Origin of the sequence: Streptomyces melanogenes (assembly GCF_014649795.1) — a bacterium.
Taxonomy (GTDB): Bacteria; Actinomycetota; Actinomycetes; order Streptomycetales; family Streptomycetaceae; genus Streptomyces; species Streptomyces noboritoensis.
Genome location: NZ_BMTS01000029.1, coordinates 40,801 through 57,681, shown reverse-complemented (window position 1 = coordinate 57,681; position 16,881 = coordinate 40,801). Strand labels below are relative to the sequence as shown.

The following is a 16,881-nucleotide window of genomic DNA, read 5'->3' as shown; positions in this document are numbered from 1 at the left end:
CACTCCTGGAGCAACCCATGCCGCTGACGACCGCACCGGACCCCGTCTCCACGAGCCTGAGCGCCTCGATCCTGAACCTGCTGCTGCCCCACCACCGCACGACCGACCACCATGAACCCGCGGTGAACGCGGAGTCGTTCCCGCACCAACTGCGCCAGATAGCGGCCTCCGTACGGGCCGGAGCCCCCGTCGTCTTCACTCTCCCCGGCTTCCCCTGCAAGTCCCCCAACCCGGCGAAGGTCCTCGGCCACCTCCCCGACCAGGGCGAACGCCTCTCGCTCCGGTTCCTGGACTCCCTGTGCAGAGACATCGGCCGGATATACCCACCGGGCGCCCGGATCGTCATCTGCTCCGACGGCCATGTCTTCGGGGACCTCGTGCACGTCCCCGACGACCACATCGACGCGTACTCCGACGAGTTGCGGGCACTCATCGCCGCGTCGGAGCTGGACCGGCTCTCCGTCTTCGACCTGCGCGATGTACTCGGCGATTTGTCGCACACCGCCAAACGCACCCACGTCCACGACCGTTACGCCCCGAGCGTGGAGACCCTGCGCGCCGAGGTCCGCACCGACGAGCAGACCCTCGCGCTGTACCGGGGCATCACACGCTTCCTGGTCGAGGACACGGCGGGTTTCACCGGTACCCGCTCGGCGCTGCAACGCGAGTGCCGCCTGCGGGCGTACGGCGTCATCCAGCGCAGCCGCGCCTGGGGCGACCTGATCGCCGAGCACCACGCGAGCGCGGTGCGTTTGTCCATCCACCCCCAACCGGTCGGCGCCGCCAAGTTCGGCATCCGCCTCCTGGACGCGCCCGACGCCTGGACCACGCCGTGGCACTCGGCGGCGCTGCGGCGGGCCGACGGCACATGGACGCTGATGCCGAGCGCGGCGGCGGCCCGACTCGGCCACCTCGTCGAGCAGGACGGACGGCCGAGCCACTTCGAGCAGCGGGCCTAGACCTCACCCGGTGGGCGCCGGGCAGATCCGCTTGGGCAACCCGCCCGCCAGGCTCCGGCGCTCCTCCGGGTCGAGGTCGCGGCCCAGGACCGCGCACACGCGGGTCTTCCAGCGGCCGGGGTCGAAGCGGAGCAGGTCCACCCGCCCGTCCTTGCCGACCCGCAGCACGACCTTGGCGTCCTTGGGGGCCGCGAGGAAGGTCTGGGATTCGTCGAAGTCGTACGACCGCACCTTGCCGGGGTCGGAGGGCTGGAGGAAGCGGACGGAGGTGTCGTTGGCCAGGAAGAACTCGGAGGTGTCGCCCACGAATCCGGCCTTGTAGCCGTCGAAATCCTTCAGCGGCCCGATCGGCCCGTACACCTTCTGCGGGTCTCCGCCGGGCCGTACCGACCACAGCTCGACCATGCCGCCGCCCGTGCGCACCGCCGCGTACCGTCCGCTGCGGTCGAAACCTGCGTCGACGACGTCCGTGCCCGGGGAGATGCGAAGTGGCTTGTTCTCGCGGCCCGTTCGCAGGTCGACGGCGTGTACGGCCGGGTCTCCGGAGATGATGACCTGGACGTGGCCCGGCACGCGGTGGCGGTACAGCTTGAACTTGGGGTGCTTGTCCTTGCTCAGCCCCGTGTCACCCATGTCGAACGGCTGCGACAGGCGTTTCCCGGTGCGGGCGTTCCAGTGCTCGACCAGGCTGCCGGAAACCGTGACGAGCTCGTCGTCGGCGGTGAAGACGTACTCCACCTGCTCCGGCTTGCCCTCCTTGTCGAGGGGCGGCTGGGCGGTGCTGATCTGCGCCACCTCGCGGAGGGTGGAGGTGTCCCGGATCATCACTCTCGTGCGGCCGACGAGGTCGGCCAGCAAGGTCTCGGCCCGGTTGATCTTCAGGTCGGACGGGGGCTGCGGGGAGGCCGCCAGGTCGCGTTTCACCTCGGTGAGGACCTTCGGGGGGCCGGGGGCATCCCATGCCTTCGCGGTCGAATCGATCAGCACCAACTGCTCGCCTTCCTCGCCCAGGTGGGCGAGCATCCGATCGCCGCTGTGGAGCAGCACCGGCGTGCTGGTGAGATGGGTGGTGTCCATCCCCAGCCTCCACCCGGTGACGGCGGTGTCCTCCCAGGCGACCATGGTGAGGGCGGGCTCCCGGCCGAGGAGACGCATGTTGGTGAGGGAGCTGATCCTGGGGCCGGAGAACTGCTTCGCTTCCCTTCCCGGGCGGGTGTCGACGAGGTGCCATTCCCCGTCCCAGACCCCGTAGTGCTCTCCCGTCCGGTCGATGGCCAGGCCGTGGCAGGGCGATTTGGCGGTGTAGCGGTGGATCTGGCGGCCGTCCGCGACCCGGACGGCCTGGTAGGTGGGGGTGCTCACGTTGGCGCCCGCGCGGCAGACGACCAGGACGCCGCCGTCGCCGGACAGGCCGAGCCGCGCGACTGACCCGTCCGTATAGGCTCTCTCCGCCAGCTGACGTGTCTTACCGGTGGCGATGTCGACCGCCACCATGGTCGACTCCTGGAGCGAGGGGCCGGGCCGCTGGGTCACCAGGGTGTTCTCGTCGGGGCCGTACCAGACGGCCTGCACCTTCGGCCCGGACGACGGCAGTTGCCGTCGCGTACCCGCGCGCAGGTCCCACAGCCACAGCCGCCCGTCGGTGTCCATCGCGACCGCGCGGGCGCCGCTCGGGGACAGGGCGGCGATGCCGTCCGTGCCCGAGAACCCCGACCGGACGAGGGTCTCGAAGGCGGCGCCGGGGATCGGGTTCGCGCCTCCCACCAGGTGTTTCGCGTCCCGTGTCGCCGGATCCACGGTGTGCCAGAACAGTGTGCCGTCCTTCGCCCCCAGGTAGGCGATCCGGCGGCCGTCCCTGCTCACCATCGGGGCGACGGCCTTGCCCGGCAGCGGTGTGCGCAGGACCCTGCCCCGGGCCCGTACGAACAGGGTCGCCCGGCCCGACCTGGTCGTCACCAGCGTCACCGTGCCGTCCGCGCTCATCGCGACCGCGTCGACCGTTCCCTGAGTGCCCGTCAGCGTCCAGTCCGCGTCCTTGAACTGGTCGTACCGCCGCAGCAGCGCACTGCGGGCCTCCTGGGTGGGGGCGATGTCGTACGCGGCGATCGCGGCCAGCGCCGCCTGGCCCGGGTCGGTCCTGGTGAGGTCGCGCGACATGATGGCCAGGGCGCGCGAGCGGGCCTCCGACCGGCGCTGGTCGCTGACGTGCGACTGGTAGACCAGGAACGTGCCGAGCCCGGCGATCAGCGCGAGCACCAGGGCGGCGGCGGTCCAGGCGGCGCGCAGCCGGGTGCGTCGGGCGCGGTGGCGGCGGCGGGCCAGTGCCAGGAACTCCCGCTCTTGTTCGGTGAGTTCACGCTCCCGTCCGCCGCCGAGCCAGTGTTCGGCTGCGGCGAGCTGGCGCGGGCCGGGCAGCAGGTCGGGGGTGCGGCCGCCGCGTTCCCAGCGCTGGCGGTCGTGGGCCAGTTCCGCCCGGCCCGCCAGGAACTCGCCGTCGGCCTTGACCTGGCGGCGCAGCGCGGGCCAGGCGGTGACCAGGGCCTCGTGGGCGAGTTCGGCGGTCTCCGGTTCCTCCTCGCCGCCGTGCAGGACGAGCAGGCGCCGCTCGGCGAACGCCCGCGCCAGCGCCCACCGCTCCTCGCCCGCCTCCTGTCGGGTGAGTCTGCGGCGCAGGGGGGTCTCGCTGCCGGGGTGGACCCGGACCAGGCCGGTGAGCAGCCGCAGCGCCTCGGCCTCCGTCCCCGGCCCGACTATCTCGTGCCAGGCCCGCTCCGAGTGGAGTGCGAGAGCGCCGCGTACGCCGCCCATCTCCTCGTACGCCGCCGAGCGCAGCCGTCCGGTGGCCCGCCGCTCCCACAGCTGTTCCAGTACGAAACCGAGCAGCGGCAGGATCCCCGGCTCGCCGCCCGCGTCGTCCAGGATGCGCCGCTCCAGGCCCGGGTCGTACGCCACCGCCGGGACCCGTTCCAGCGGCCGGACGACGACCTCGCGCAGTTGGTCGGGGGTCATGGGGGTGAGCGGGAGCGTGGCGCCGGCGCGCAGGGCGGGGCCCAGGCGCGGGTGCTTGAGCGTCGCGTCCATGAAGTCGGAGCGCAGGGTGAGCAGGACGCGTGCCCCCGGTGCGGGGTGCGCGGGAACGAGCAGGTCGGCGGCCTGGGCGAGCTCGTCCTCGGTACGGTCGAGGAGGGCCTCGGCCTGGTCGAGGACGATCAGGAGCCTGCCGGACGGGCTGCCCGTGGCCCGGTGGAGGGCATCGGCGAGGCCGAGCGAGGCGAGCCAGCCCTCGACCTGGTCGGCGCTGGCGGCCCGGGCGGGCAGCCCGTACGTCCCGGAACGTATCCGCTCGTACAGCTCGGTGGCGATCGCGGCCCGGGGGGAGGCGATGCGCCCGGCGTTCACCACCAGCACGTCGTATCCGGCCTGCCGCATCCGGGGCGCCACTCCGGCCAGGGCCAGCGACGACTTGCCCGAGCCGGACGGCCCGTACAGCGTGACGGCCCGGTGCTCGCCCCGCAGGGCGCGGACGACCTCGTCGATGTCGTCGTCGCGGCCGAAGTAGACGTCCGCGTCGCTCTCCTGGAAGGTGGCGAGTCCGCGGAACGGCGGGGCGGGGCTGATGACGGCGGCGAGCGCGGGCACCTCCCTCACCAGGGTGCGCGTACTGAGGACGAAGGCCTGCTGGGCGTCCTGTTCGGGCTGGGCGGCCACGACGAGGCCGACGGCGGCGCCGAGTTCGTTGTCCCAGACGGGGCTGCCGCTGAACCCCCGCCGGACGTGGGCGCTCTGCCCGTCGGCCCGGGAGAGCTGGATCCAGCCCTCGCTGGTGGCCCCGCTGAACTTGCCCCGGAACCACACCTCGCCCGGCTCCCCGCCGGTGAACCCGACGGCTCGGGCGCCGTGCTCCCAGACGGTGTCGGGGTCGGCCATGGGGAGGGGGGTGGTGCCGGGGACGGGCTCCGGGAGGCGGAGGACGGCTATGTCGCCGGTGCGGTCGGGGCGGGTGGGGATCCAGTGTTCGACGGTGGCGGGCTGGGCGGTCGGCGGGGTGTCGTCGTGGTCGGCCCCGGTCCCGGCCAGCGGGAAGTCGACGGTGAGCACGGCTCCCGTCGCCACGTTCTCCTGACGGGGCAGCCCCAGGGCGTCCGACACCACGTGGGCGCAGGTCACCACCAGGTCCGGGGCGACGAGGGCGCCCGCGCCGCAGACCGCGCCGTCGCGCCCCACGATCCGTACGACCGTCGAGGCCAGCACCTCGTCCGCGCTCCGCGACCGCGCCCCCGTCACCACGACCTCCGCGTCCTCGCGCCCCCGGGATGGCGGGACACCTGGTCAACTCCCTTGCGGAGTATCGTCTGCCGTCCCGCCTCTGCTGTCACTCCTGTTCCAGGTCAGAGTCACGGAGAAATTGGCCTCCGTGGCGGTGCTGGCGATCACGACGTCCGCCTCGGCCGACAGCGACACCCCGAATTCCAGGGTGATCTCGTCGGGCGAGTTCGCCAGGTCCCGGAACCGCCCCACGAAACTCTCCGCGACGGGCCGTACGGTGTCGAGCATCTGGCCGAAGGTCCGCTGGGCCCGGTTGACGGACCCGTCGCCCCGGCCCACCCGCACCAGGCTCTCGTCCACCTCGCGGACCTGGACGCGTATCGTCTCGTCGCTGCCTTCGGCCAGGGGCACTTCGACCGTACGGACAAGGCGTTCGCTCACGGCATCCTCCAGTTCGTCGGGGCTGGGGATCATAGCGAGCGGGTGCGGCGGCACCCGGCGGCGGCCCCGGGAACGGATCGCCCGCGAACGCCATCTACCGGGGTGCGCACCGACAGGACGGTAGAACTGGGCAGAGGGAACCCCCGTTCATCATCCGGCCATCCGACAGAGAGTCTTCAGGGTTCATGGGCCTCACAAGTACGACCGTTCTTCTGCTGGCCGTGATCTGCACGGTGCTGCTGTTCGCCGCCACGATCTGGGTGTGGCCGTTCCTGGCGCGGCGGGGGTGGATGCCGGTGGTGGGCCGGGTGGGCCTGATCCTCACGATCCAGGTGCTCCTGTTCTCCTCCGTCGGACTGGCGGCGAACAGGACGTTCCTGTTCTACGGGTCGTGGGCGGACCTGTTCGGGAACCAGTCAGGGGTGGGGGTGCTCGGCACACAGGCCATCGGCAACCCCGGGGTGAAGCTGGTGAGCAAGGAGGAGGTCCCCGTTCCGGGGTCCGGGACGCCGCACCTCAGCGGGGAGGTGCAGAAGATCTCGGTGCAGGGGGAACGGTCGCGGATCGTCAGCCCGGCGTACGTATATCTGCCGCCGGAGTACTTCCAGAAGGAGTACGAGACGAAGACCTTCCCCGCGGCCGTCGTACTGACCGGCTTCCCCGGCACCGCAGAGAACCTGCTCAAGGGGCTGCGGTACCCCAAGACGGCGTGGATGCAGGTCAAGCAGAAGAAGATGCAGCCGATGATCCTGGTGATGATGCGGCCGACGGTGGCTCCGCCGCGTAACACCCAGTGCATCGACATCCCCGGCGGTCCGCAGACGGAGACGTTCTTCGCGAAGGATCTGCCGAAGGCGATCTCGGGGACGTTCCGGGTGGGCACCGCGGCCCGCAACTGGGGTTTCATGGGTGACTCCACGGGCGGCTACTGCGCCCTGAAGCTCGCCCTCCAGCACCCCGAGGCGTACGCCGCCGGGGTCGGTCTGTCCGCCGACTACAACGCGGAGGTGGACCGCGACTCCGGCGACCTCTTCCACGGCAACAAGCAGGAGCAGAAGCGCGCCAACCTGCTGTGGAGCCTGGACCATCTGCCGCAGGGCCACTCGTCGTTCCTGGTCACGACGTCGAAGCACGGCGAGACCAACTACCGGGCCACCCAGCAGTTCATCGCGAAGGTGCGCAGCCCCGCCCGTGTCTCGTCGATCACGCTGGATACGGGCGGGCACAACTTCAACACGTGGCGGCGGGAGATTCCGCCGGCGCTGGGGTGGTTGAGCGGGCGGCTGCGGGCGGGGTGAGGCCTGCTAGTGGGCGACCCGCTCGGTGAGGAAGTCCTCCCAGGTCCGGGTCCCCACGACGGGGAGGTCGAGGGAGAGGTTGTCCCCGGCGCGGTAGGCGCGCCCGGCCTTGCCCGGCACGCGGACGGGCATCATGAGCCGGTGCTTGCCACGGGCCTGGAGGTAGCTGCGGTTGACGTCGCCCATCCCGTACACCTTGGGCCCGGCGAGATCGGCCACCAGCCCGGCGGGCTCGCTCAGCACCAACTCGACGAGCCGAGCGGCAACTTCCCGCGAATCAACCGGCTGAAAACGAATGCCACCGGGGACGGGGATGACCGGCATCTTGGCCATCTTCTCGGCCATGGTGAGCAGCAGGTCGTGGAACTGGGCGGCCCGCAGCGTAGTCCACGGAATCCCGGACTCGGCGATGGCCCGCTCGGCGCCGAGCTTGGCCTGGAAGTAGCCGAGGGGGACGGTGTCGGCGCCGATGACGGAGATGTAGACGATGTGCTTGACGCCGGCGCGGGCGGCGGCGTCGACGAGGTTACGGGTGGCGACGTCGTCCCCCTTGGGCCCACCGGCAAGATGCAGAACGGTCTCGACCCCGTCGAGGGCGGCATCGATCCCTTCCCCGCTGAGCAGGTCACACCCCACGTACTCCACACCGCTGTCGCGGCTCTCACGCGGATTCCGACTCAGCACGCGTACGGTACGCCCGGCCTCCCGCAGAAGGGGCAGGACGTGCCCGCCGAGGGTGCCGGTGCCGCCGGTGACCAGGATGGGGTTCGTCATGGCTCTTCGCTCCAGAACTCGTTACTCCGTGCCCCCGCCGGTGTCCGGTGGGGTGAGCCGCGCTTCTCGGTGGCTCTGCTTCTGTGAAACGTGGGGGTGGGGGAACGTGACACGATCGCGAGAATTTTTTGGAGGGGGTCAGGGGCAGGCCTGGCCGGGCGCTGTGGACGGGGGGCCGGACCGAGCACTCTCAGCCGGGCAGGTGAATGCGGGCGGCCGGGGGCGTGTCGGCTGGATTTCTGTCAGAAATGCCTGAATTCCTATTATGTGACCCATTATCAACGTATGATTTGTACTGTCCCGGTCGCGGTGTCCGCCGCCGCCCTCCTCCTGCCGCTGGTCGGCATGGCACCGACTGCTGCCGCACGTCCGCACCCGCCCGTACCCGGCACCAAGGAGATCCTGCGGGAGCGCGCCACCCGGCTGAACCCGACCGAGTACGAGTGGCTGTGCAAGCAGCCAGACAGTACGGAGCCCTCGTTGCACCCCGTACGCATGCACTCGTTCAAGCTTTTCAAGAACGTCCAGCCGGACGTGGACGAGGACCGGCTGGAACGCGACGGCTCCTCGCTGACCTGGACAGGACACGTGCGGGGCAAGCCGGAGTGGAAGGTCGTGGTGTCCGCGACCGGCATCTGCGACGTCAACCGGCATGCGACGAAGGCCGGCGTCGACGCGGTGTTCAACTTCGGTGAGCGGGTGTACCGCATCTCGATGCTGCACAACTGTCCCGGCTGGCTGCGGGTGACCGAGGAGGACCCGGCCCAGCGCCAGAAGCCGACAGGGGACGACACCGATCCCGAAAAGCCTTTCCCTCCCGCCGGGGAGCGCAGGGACGAGACCCTACGGCGGCTCAAGGGCCGGGTTTCCAGCGGGCCGGTGGTGATCGACATGATCGTCGGCTACACCCCGGCCGCGGCCCAGCGGATCGGCGGTGAGCAGGCCATCGCGTCCCGCATCCAGCTCGCCGAGTCCTACATCAACCAGGCGTTCGCCGACAGCAACGTCCAGGCGAGCGTGGACGTGGTCGGCTGGTACAACACCGGCTACTACGGCGACCAGACCGCGTCCGTGATGCTGCCGAAGCTCGAAAACCCCAACGACTACCAGCTCGGCGCGCGCGCCGCCCAACTGCGCCAGCAGTACGGGGTGGACCTGATCTCCGTCGTCAACGACGTGCCCTACGGCTCCTCCGGGCAGGCGAACCTGCCGATGCCGATCAGCGAGAAGAGCGACAACCAGGCATTCTCGGTCGTCGATGTGCAGTCGATCGTCAACTGGTACAACTTCGGCCATGAGATCGGCCACAACCTGGCTCTCTTCCACGACCGCGCGACGTTGACCCAGCAACTGGGCGGCCAGGACTACCGCCCCTACCTCACGACGCCGTACAGCACCGGCTACATCACCCCCAACCGGCAGTTCCACACCCTGATGGCATATTCCAGTGCCTGCGGACAGCCGTGCAGCGCGGTGAACCAGTACTCGAACACCGAGAACACCGTGAACGGTCAGCCGCTCGGCGACCAGGACAACAACAACGCCGCGGTCGCCCGTATGACCACGCCCATCGTCGCCGGGTACCGCGCCCTCAACATCTACCGCGAGCGCTACGCCCTGACGCTGGAGCCGTCCTCGGGTGGTTCGGTGCGCCCCTCCACGTACGGCCCCTACCGCCCCGGCGCTGCCGTCACCCTCACCGCCCGTCCCGACAGCGGGTACCGGGTGGCATGGTGGGAGGCCGACGGCATCCGGTACAACCTCACCACCACACAGGCCACGATCACCATGAACCGCGCTCACACCGTCAAGGCGGTCTTCACCCGCCTCTGAAGCTCCCCGCCTCGTTGAGCCGCACCGGCCCGTGCCCGTCCGTTGGCAGGACGGGGACGGGCCGGTCGGGGTGTTGTGGGGGCTTGGCGGACGCCGGTGCGAGCGCACCGCCACGTCCGGGGGGGCGCCCCTCGTCAGGATGGGCGACGCGGTCAGGCGTCCTTCTCCCCGAGCGCCAGGCGTAGCCAGTCCAGCGAGTTCTGGCTCAGCAGCTCGTCGGTCGGCCAGGCGGTTCGCCGTGTCGGTGACGAGGCGGGCGCGGCTGTTGTCGATCCAGCGCTGGGCGTGTTCGTAGCCCTGCGCCCGGTATTCGATGCCCTGGAGCATGTACTCCAGCTTGTCGGCGGCGCGGGCCCAGACGGCTTCGGGGGACTCCTTCGCCTCGTACTCGTCGACGAGCTCGCGTACCGCTGGTGCCAGCAGCTCGGGCATGCCCTCCGTCTGGTCAGCAGTCACCGCACGAGGATCTGCGGCGCCCACCGAGTACTTCTTGCCGAGGTAGTTGACGTCCCCGGTGCGCGTCTCCTGGGTGTCGTGCCAGACCGCCAGGAACGCGGCCCGGGCCGGGTCGGCGCCTTCCAGCTTCGCGATGATCGTGGCGATGAGGGAGGTGCGCCAGGAGTGCTCGGCGACGCTCTCCGGGTCGCGGACGCCGGCCATCCACCATCCCGTACGGCGGGCCTGCTTGAGCGTGCCCGCCTCGTACAGGAAGCGCGCCACCGCGAACAGGTCATCAGCCACGCCCGTCTCCTCAAGACGAAAGCCCCACCCCGGCGGGGGATGGGGCTACGCGTGCCCCGCGGAGCCAACCGCGAGTAGCGTTCTGGTGTCGAGTCAGAACGGAGTTCAGTATGCACGCTCTGCCGCATGACCACACCGGCGCACGCATCAAGCGCCTGCGCGCCGAAAGGCACCTCACCCAGAGGGCCCTCGCCGACCTCTCCCTCGTGCCCTACAGCACGCTGACCAAGACGGAACAGGGCGTCATCCCGACTTCGCCGTACGTGGCTGCCGCCGTCGCCCGCGCCCTCGGGGTCGAGGTCTCCGCGGTCACCGGGCAGCCGTACGTCGCCGAGCTGCGTGCCGACGAGCTGGACGTGCTGATAAGGCCGATCCGCGAGGCCCTGGACGTCTACGACCTCGGGGCAGACCCGGACATCACGCCACGCGCACATCGTCTCCTGGCCGACGACGCGGAAGCGCTCCTCGTCGCCGTGCGGGCGGGCGAGATCAAGCAGGTCGCGACCCGGGTCCCGGGACTGATCCAGGAGGCGACGACGGCCGCCCACTCCGCGCCGGGCCGAGACGCCTGGCTGCTGCTCGCCAGCACCTACCGCACGGCGTACGACGTCGCCTCGAAGCTTGGTTACTACGACCTGGCGACGATCGCTCTCACCCGCATGGACTGGGCCGCAGAGCGCGGATCGGACGCGGTCGTCGGCGGCATGTACCGGTACATGCGGGCCCTCACGTACATGCGTGCCGGGCAGTACCGCACCGGGGAGCGGTCGTCGACCTCGGCCTGCGCACGCTCGAACAGGCCGAGGCCGGCCGGGAACGCGACGTGTTGACGGGGCAGTTGCACCTCGGCGCGGCAGTCATGGCGGGCCGCTCGAAGGACGGTGGCCGAGCAACCGGGCACCTGGACGAGGCGGCGAGGCTAGCCGAGTCCACGGGTGAGGCCGTTGCCGTGCACTGGCTGTCGTTCGGGCCGACGAACGTCGGTGTCCACCGGGTCTCGGTGCTGGCCGAGCTGGACGAGTACGGGGAAGCAGCGGAGGCTGGACGGGGGCTAGCCATCCCGGCGGACTGGCCGGCGTCCCGGCGAAGCCATCACTACGCCGAGGTCGCACGGGCCCAGATGTGGACCGGCGATCTCGCCGAGTCGTTCCGCAATCTGGTGAAGGCGCGCAAGGCAGCCCCGCAGCAGGCGAGGTATCACCCCACGGTCCGCGAGACGTACTCCGGGCTTGAAGCCGCGAAGCGCCAACTGCCGGACTCGTTCCTGTCGTACGGCTCGTGGCTGGGCGCATAACCCTGCGCGAATCCTTGGCCCCGACTATCAACATGCCGTGATAGTCGGGGCCTTGGCGTGGGTGGACTCTGTCGGCACCAGCCCCGATGACATGGAGCCGACCATGGTCCGTCGCCACACTGCTGGGGGTCTTGAGCGCCGTCGCGTCGTTACTGACGCTGCGTCTGGCGTACCGGACCCCAGCCCCGCCGATCCCAAGGAGCCTGCCAACCCAGCGCTGTACCGGCACTGCGAGGTATGCCGCGAACCGGGCGCCGACATCGCCACCCGCATCTTCGTCGCCGACTCCGGCGCCAGCCACACCAGCTACGCGCACCGTGGCTGCGCCGAGGCGACCGAGCCCACCGGGGTGATCACGCCGTGATGAACCAGACCACCAGAGCCATCACCGACTGGCTCGCCTCCGCACACCACGTGCCCGCGCAGGCCCGACGCGAATTCGACGTAGGTATCGCCCTCGTGCCAACCGGCGACAAGTTCGACGCAATCCGTCTCCCCGCACCCATCGTCCACGCTGCCGCAGGCAACGAAAACCCCGACGCCGTCGCCGCGTTCCTCGCCAAAACCCTCCCCGGCGGAGCCGTCATCCACGACGCGTACGGCATCGGCGTCTGGTACTACGCACTCGTACCCCCAGGCACCCACACCCACTGGCGAACGCCAGACATCGAGTGCCTGCGCCCAGGCACCTGGCTAGGAGTCCCCCGCCTCGACCTCACCACACGCCCCGGCCCCCACTGGGCCCTCCCACCCCACGCCGTCGGCTCCCTGTGCCCGGCCGAAGCCGTCGCCGACCTCGTCGCCCTCGGGCAGGACAGGCTGCGTCAGACACCGAATCCCATGACTCCGTGACTCGCAGATCGTCTCCACCGAAATCCTTCGTGACGCCGACTTCCCGAACTTTCGTCTGCGGTTGACTCTCCATGAGCTCCTGACCGGCCCACAGAGAGAGCCAACGAAATTGAAGGCGATGCATTCCAAGAGGAAGCGGAAGAGAATTCTGGGCGCTGCGGCCACGCTCACCCTCCTCGGACTCATACCCACCGTCGCCATGGCGACCCAGGACGACGACAACGGCGGGAGACTGTCCGGAAGTCTGGAAGCCGGAAGCGGGAACACCTGGTACGCGGGCGGGAAGTTCCGTATATCCAATACATCCAAAAAACCCGTCGCCACCTGGAAGCTTGAATTCGACGTCACCGGAGGGAAATTCGAGAACCATTCGGCCTGGAACACCACCGCCGTACAGTCCGGCAGCCATGTGAAGCTCACCCCGAAGGAAGGTCATCCACTGCGCCCGTCGGGCACGCAGGACGTGCTGTGGGGCATCAGCGGACAGGGCACCTCCGGCCTGCGCATCACCAACTGCTCGCTCGACGGCAGCACGGTCAAGAGGTGCGGGAGAGACGCGCACGCCCCCGAGCCCAAGGAATCCGGCACGTACACGCCGAGCCCGCCGGCGAAAGCACCCGTTCCCCCGCGACAGGGCGGGTCCACTCCCCCACGGGACAGCGGCGTGGGGCAGGGGCCCGCCGGTTTCTCCGTCCGCGCGGCGTCGAAGACGGACGGCGCCACCAGACTCCGCCTGCTCCAGCTGACCTGGGCCGCGCCCGGCGGCTCGGACGCCATGCGGCGCTACGAGGTGTACGTGGACGACCGGCTCGCCTCCACCGTCTATACGAGCGCGAAGCGCGGCAAGGTCGCGCAGACCCTGCCCGTCGGCCCCTCCCCCGTACGCACCATGAAAATCAAGGTCAGGGCGCAGCAGAACGACGGCCGCTGGAGTGCCTTCTCCTCCGTACAGACAGTCGCCGTCCCCTGACCGCGCATCCCCCCCACACACCTGACGAGTAGGCAGATCATCAGCATGAGGAAACACCTCGGCGTCACAGCGGCGTGCGCGCTGCTGCTGGCGCCCCTGGCCCTCACCGAGGGCACGGCCTCCGCACACGGTACGTCCTTGTCTCCCCCCAGCCGGGCCCTGGTCTGCAAGGACCTCGGCGTCATGAACGGGGGCGGCGGCCGTACGAGGAGCGAGGCGTGCAACGCCGCCTATCAACGCAGTCGGGAGTACCCCTTCAAGGACTGGATGGGCGTGCTCCAGGCCGAAGTCGCCGGCCACCATCGCTCCTTCCTGCCCGACGGGAAGCTGTGCAGCGCCAACCGACCCAGGTTCGAAGGGCTCGACCTCGCGCGCACCGACTGGCCCGCCCAGAAACTGCGGTCCGACTCCGAGCAGACCCTCGTCTTCAGGGAGACCGCCCGGCACGCCCCCAGCCACTTCGAGTACTACGTCACCAAGGACGGCTACGACCCCGCCAAGCCGCTCGCCTGGAAGGACCTGGAGGCCATCCCCTTCCTCGTCGCCGAACAACCCGCCATCGACACCCACACCAGCTGGGCCACCCATCTGCCCGCCAAGAAGGGCAGGCACCTGATCTTCACCATCTGGCAGCGCGAACTCCCCTCCAGCGGCGAGGCGTTCTACGCCTGCTCGGACGTGGACTTCACCTGACAGGTCCCGGAAAGGAGGGATGGTGAACGCCTCTTGCGCGAAGTCGAGCAATCCACTGACCGGATTGTCACCAGCCGACTGATCGCTTGAAAAGTACAAGCGCGAGCGTTGAGTATGTCCGTGGACCGGCACGCTCAATTTAATGAGGTTGAACCGCATGACAGAGCTGGCTTCAGCATTGACCGAGGAACAGAGCACGCTGGTTCTCTTAGGGCCGTTCGCCGAGAAAGAGTCTCTTCCGGGCCATGGGGCAATGGGAGAAATACCGGTGGGGGTGCTGCGATCAGGCGGTGAATACCGACTGATCGCCTGCGAGTCCCTACGCGCCGGTGCGCCGCTGTTCTGGGTCGACGGCGAGACGACCGATGTGCCGAGCCGGTATTCCGTACAGGTCGACGAGGGCGTGCATCTCGATCTGCCCGAGGGGGTGGGGCAGGAGGAGATCATGGACGTCTACTTCTGGCGGTTCATGAATCACAGTTGCTCGCCGAACACCCGGATAGTGGGGCGGCAGGTGCTCGCCGTCACGGACATCGGAGCGGGCGAGGAGATCACCTTCCACTACGCGACCACCGAGTTCGCCCTGGCCGAGCCGTTCGACTGCCGGTGCGGCAGCCAGAACTGCGCGGGCCGTATCGCGGGTTTCTCCGCCGCCTCGGACGTCGAGCGCGCACGGCTGCGGCCCTGGCTCGCCCGGCATCTGCTGACCTCCCGGCTGTGACCACCGCCGCCGTACGGCATCCGGGCGCCGGCGCATGAGACGGATACGTTTCTCGCGAGCGGACGTCACCGCCTCGCTCGTGGTGTTCCTGGTGGCGCTGCCCCTGTGCGTCGGCGTCGCGGTCGCCTCGGGAGTGCCCGCCGAACTGGGCCTGGTCACCGGCATCGTGGGCGGCCTGCTCACCGGAGTGCTGCCCGGCAGCAGCCTCCAGGTCAGCGGGCCCGCCGCCGGACTCACCGTGTTGGTGTACGAGGCGGTGGAGACGTACGGGCCCGGCGCGCTCGGCGTCCTGGTGCTGCTGGCCGGGGTGCTCCAGATCGCGCTGGGCGCGTTGAAACTGGGGCGGTGGTTCCGGGCGATCTCCACGGGGGTGGTCCAGGGCATGCTCGCCGGGATCGGGCTCGTCCTGGTCGCCGGGCAGCTCTACACCCTCACCGGCGCCCACGCCCACGGCGGCGGCCTCGCCAACCTCACCGGGCTGCCCGACCTTGCCATAACCACGGCCTGTTCCGCCGATGCCGCCATTGCCCTGGGGATCGGTGGGGGCACCGTCAGTGTCCTCATTGCGTGGCCGCGCTGGCGCCGAGTCGCGCGCGTGGCTCCCGCACCCCTGGTCGCCACCGCCCTGGCCACCTGCGCGGTCGCGCTGTTCCACCTGCCCGTACCGCGCCTGGAGGTCAACGGGCTGGCCGACGCCGTCTCGCTGCCCGAGCGCGAGGACTTCGGCCGTCTCGCCGGTGGGCCGGTGCTGCTGAGCGCGCTCGGCACGCTCCTCGCGTTCACGCTGATCGCGTCCGCCGAGTCGCTGTTCAGCGCGGCCGCCGTGGACCGGCTGCACGACGGGCCGCGTACCGACTTCGACAAGGAGCTGATCGCCCAGGGCGTGGGCAACTCGGTCTGCGGGATCCTCGGTTCGCTGCCGATGACCGCCGTGATCGTGCGCAGCGCCGCCAACGTACAGGCGGGGGCCCGAACGAAGCTCTCCCGCGTCCTGCACGGTGTGTGGCTGCTGCTCTTCGCCGCGGCCTTCCCCGCCGCCCTGGGCGTCATCCCGCTGGCCGCGTTGGCGGGCGTACTGGTCCACGCGGGCGGCCAGCTCATCCCCGTACGGGACTTCGCACGGATGTGGCGTACGGACCGGGGAGAAGCCGTCGTCCTGGCCGGGACGGCCGCGGCGATCGTGGCGACCAACCTCTTCGAGGGGGTGCTCGCCGGGCTGCTCCTCGCGGTCGTCAAGACGGCGTGGGCGACCTCCCACGTGCACCTGGAGGTCAAGGACACCGAGGGAGGCGGTCTACGGGTGTACGCCACCGGCAGCGCCACGTTCCTGCGTCTGCCCGCGCTCCTGGACCAGTTGGAGGCGCTGCCGCGCGATCGCGCGCTGGAGCTCGACCTCAGCGGTTTGCGCCACCTCGACCACGCGTGCGCGACCGCGTTCGAGAGCTGGTCGAAGCGGCTGCTCGTGCCGGGCGCGCGGGCGGCCTAGGGCCTGTCCGCAGGGGCTCAACAGGGTGGGAGTGCGACCAGGCCGGGCGTACGACGTGTCCCGTCGCGCAGTCGGAGCCGTTCCTGCTCGACCGTCACCAAGGCCAGCTCCAGCGCGTGGACATGACTCCGGAGCTCCGCCTGCCGATCGCGCAACCCGCGACACTCGACGAGCAGATCGTCCCGCTCGGCGAGGAGTTCGTCGCGCTCCTCCTCCAGCGCCACGGCCTCCTGCGCGTCGAGCTCGCCGGCGGCCGCGGCCATGCGGAGCTCGGCCAGTTCGGCGGTACGGATCAGCTTGAACGGCGAGAAGTTCACGCGGACCTTCCTCAAGGGGCGGTGGTCCGACCGTCGTCCGGCCGGGGCAGCTTCGGGCTCCCGGCAAGCGAGTATCGCCGCCGCCGGGGCGTGCGCCGAGGGGTGTGGGGGTGCCTCGCCGGTGCCTCCCGCCGGCCATCCGGCCCTGGGCTCGTCCTTCCACGGGTGGATTCGAATAACGATCGTCTGCCATTTGATATCCCCCAACGGACAAGTGGAAATCAGCTTGCCCCCTA

Annotated in this window: 13 protein-coding genes and 2 pseudogenes; 10 read left to right on the top strand and 5 right to left on the bottom strand. The window is 70.1% G+C overall.

The features are described 5' to 3' along the window. Positions 1 to 17: 17 nt before the first annotated feature. Positions 18 to 959: an L-tyrosine/L-tryptophan isonitrile synthase family protein gene (locus IE252_RS37130; protein ID WP_190093892.1), complete on the top strand. Its 942-nt coding sequence runs from the start codon at positions 18 to 20 to the stop codon at positions 957 to 959. Positions 960 to 962: 3 nt separating this feature from the next. Here the strand turns inward: IE252_RS37130 and IE252_RS37125 are convergent, their stop codons facing one another. Together IE252_RS37125 and IE252_RS37120 are read right to left on the bottom strand one after the other, a co-directional pair. Beyond that, positions 963 to 5,243 (bottom strand): nSTAND1 domain-containing NTPase, encoded by a 4,281-nt coding sequence (locus IE252_RS37125; RefSeq protein ID WP_190093891.1) that lies wholly within the window; start codon positions 5,241 to 5,243, stop codon positions 963 to 965. A 45-nt stretch (positions 5,244 to 5,288) separates the two neighbouring features. Next, positions 5,289 to 5,666: a CU044_2847 family protein gene (locus tag IE252_RS37120; protein WP_190093890.1), complete on the bottom strand. Its 378-nt coding sequence runs from the start codon at positions 5,664 to 5,666 to the stop codon at positions 5,289 to 5,291. Between the two features lie 185 nt (positions 5,667 to 5,851). Here IE252_RS37120 and IE252_RS37115 point away from each other — a divergent pair, with 185 nt between their 5' ends. Further along, a complete protein-coding gene (locus IE252_RS37115) occupies positions 5,852 to 6,964 on the top strand; it encodes an alpha/beta hydrolase (protein WP_190093889.1) in 1,113 nt (370 codons plus the stop codon). A gap of 6 nt (positions 6,965 to 6,970) precedes the next feature. Here the strand turns inward: IE252_RS37115 and IE252_RS37110 are convergent, their stop codons facing one another. Continuing rightward, positions 6,971 to 7,738, bottom strand: a complete 768-nt coding sequence (locus IE252_RS37110; protein WP_190093888.1) for an SDR family oxidoreductase — start codon at positions 7,736 to 7,738, stop codon at positions 6,971 to 6,973. Between the two features lie 285 nt (positions 7,739 to 8,023). Here IE252_RS37110 and IE252_RS37105 point away from each other — a divergent pair, with 285 nt between their 5' ends. Then, entirely contained in the window at positions 8,024 to 9,571 is a 1,548-nt protein-coding gene (locus tag IE252_RS37105) for an InlB B-repeat-containing protein (RefSeq protein ID WP_190093887.1), read from the top strand. A gap of 152 nt (positions 9,572 to 9,723) precedes the next feature. Here IE252_RS37105 and IE252_RS37100 read toward each other — a convergent pair. Beyond that, positions 9,724 to 10,312 (bottom strand): annotated as a pseudogene (locus IE252_RS37100) (HD domain-containing protein). 110 nt (positions 10,313 to 10,422) lie between these two features. Here IE252_RS37100 and IE252_RS37095 point away from each other — a divergent pair. The 7 genes and pseudogenes from IE252_RS37095 to IE252_RS37065 all read left to right on the top strand — a co-directional run bounded on the left by IE252_RS37095 (position 10,423) and on the right by IE252_RS37065 (position 16,328). Next, a pseudogene (locus tag IE252_RS37095) lies at positions 10,423 to 11,606 on the top strand (helix-turn-helix domain-containing protein). Positions 11,607 to 11,709: 103 nt separating this feature from the next. After that, positions 11,710 to 11,970: a hypothetical protein gene (locus tag IE252_RS37090; RefSeq protein WP_190093886.1), complete on the top strand. Its 261-nt coding sequence runs from the start codon at positions 11,710 to 11,712 to the stop codon at positions 11,968 to 11,970. Continuing rightward, the gene (locus tag IE252_RS37085; RefSeq protein ID WP_190093885.1) at positions 11,970 to 12,458 is read left to right on the top strand and encodes a hypothetical protein; all 489 of its coding nucleotides are present in this window, start codon (positions 11,970 to 11,972) and stop codon (positions 12,456 to 12,458) included. The genes IE252_RS37090 and IE252_RS37085 overlap by 1 nt, the downstream gene beginning before the upstream one ends. Positions 12,459 to 12,576: 118 nt before the next feature. Further along, positions 12,577 to 13,428, top strand: coding sequence for a cellulose binding domain-containing protein (locus IE252_RS37080; RefSeq protein ID WP_190093884.1), 852 nt, complete (start codon positions 12,577 to 12,579; stop codon positions 13,426 to 13,428). Between the two features lie 45 nt (positions 13,429 to 13,473). Then, complete coding sequence (locus IE252_RS37075; RefSeq protein WP_190093883.1) at positions 13,474 to 14,121, top strand: lytic polysaccharide monooxygenase auxiliary activity family 9 protein; 648 nt, start codon at positions 13,474 to 13,476, stop codon at positions 14,119 to 14,121. A gap of 253 nt (positions 14,122 to 14,374) precedes the next feature. After that, on the top strand, positions 14,375 to 14,842 hold the full coding sequence (locus IE252_RS37070; RefSeq protein WP_190093882.1) for an SET domain-containing protein-lysine N-methyltransferase: 468 nt from the start codon (positions 14,375 to 14,377) through the stop codon (positions 14,840 to 14,842). 34 nt (positions 14,843 to 14,876) lie between these two features. After that, the gene (locus tag IE252_RS37065) at positions 14,877 to 16,328 is read left to right on the top strand and encodes a SulP family inorganic anion transporter (RefSeq protein ID WP_190093881.1); all 1,452 of its coding nucleotides are present in this window, start codon (positions 14,877 to 14,879) and stop codon (positions 16,326 to 16,328) included. Positions 16,329 to 16,345: 17 nt separating this feature from the next. Here IE252_RS37065 and IE252_RS37060 read toward each other — a convergent pair whose 3' ends face one another. Beyond that, positions 16,346 to 16,645 (bottom strand): hypothetical protein, encoded by a 300-nt coding sequence (locus IE252_RS37060; protein ID WP_190093880.1) that lies wholly within the window; start codon positions 16,643 to 16,645, stop codon positions 16,346 to 16,348. Positions 16,646 to 16,881 lie beyond the last annotated feature (236 nt).

What these genes read in the sequence shown, in the direction of transcription:
- IE252_RS37130 (WP_190093892.1), top strand. Translation starts at nt 18, where the DNA reads ATGCCGCTGACGACCGCACCGGACCCCGTCTCCACGAGCCTGAGCGCC.
- IE252_RS37080 (WP_190093884.1), top strand. Translation starts at nt 12,577, where the DNA reads ATGCATTCCAAGAGGAAGCGGAAGAGAATTCTGGGCGCTGCGGCCACG.
- IE252_RS37115 (WP_190093889.1), top strand. Translation starts at nt 5,852, where the DNA reads ATGGGCCTCACAAGTACGACCGTTCTTCTGCTGGCCGTGATCTGCACG.
- IE252_RS37075 (WP_190093883.1), top strand. Translation starts at nt 13,474, where the DNA reads ATGAGGAAACACCTCGGCGTCACAGCGGCGTGCGCGCTGCTGCTGGCG.
- IE252_RS37105 (WP_190093887.1), top strand. Translation starts at nt 8,024, where the DNA reads ATGATTTGTACTGTCCCGGTCGCGGTGTCCGCCGCCGCCCTCCTCCTG.
- IE252_RS37065 (WP_190093881.1), top strand. Translation starts at nt 14,877, where the DNA reads ATGAGACGGATACGTTTCTCGCGAGCGGACGTCACCGCCTCGCTCGTG.
- IE252_RS37090 (WP_190093886.1), top strand. Translation starts at nt 11,710, where the DNA reads ATGGTCCGTCGCCACACTGCTGGGGGTCTTGAGCGCCGTCGCGTCGTT.
- IE252_RS37070 (WP_190093882.1), top strand. Translation starts at nt 14,375, where the DNA reads ATGGGAGAAATACCGGTGGGGGTGCTGCGATCAGGCGGTGAATACCGA.
- IE252_RS37110 (WP_190093888.1), bottom strand. Translation starts at nt 7,738, where the DNA reads ATGACGAACCCCATCCTGGTCACCGGCGGCACCGGCACCCTCGGCGGG.
- IE252_RS37085 (WP_190093885.1), top strand. Translation starts at nt 11,970, where the DNA reads ATGAACCAGACCACCAGAGCCATCACCGACTGGCTCGCCTCCGCACAC.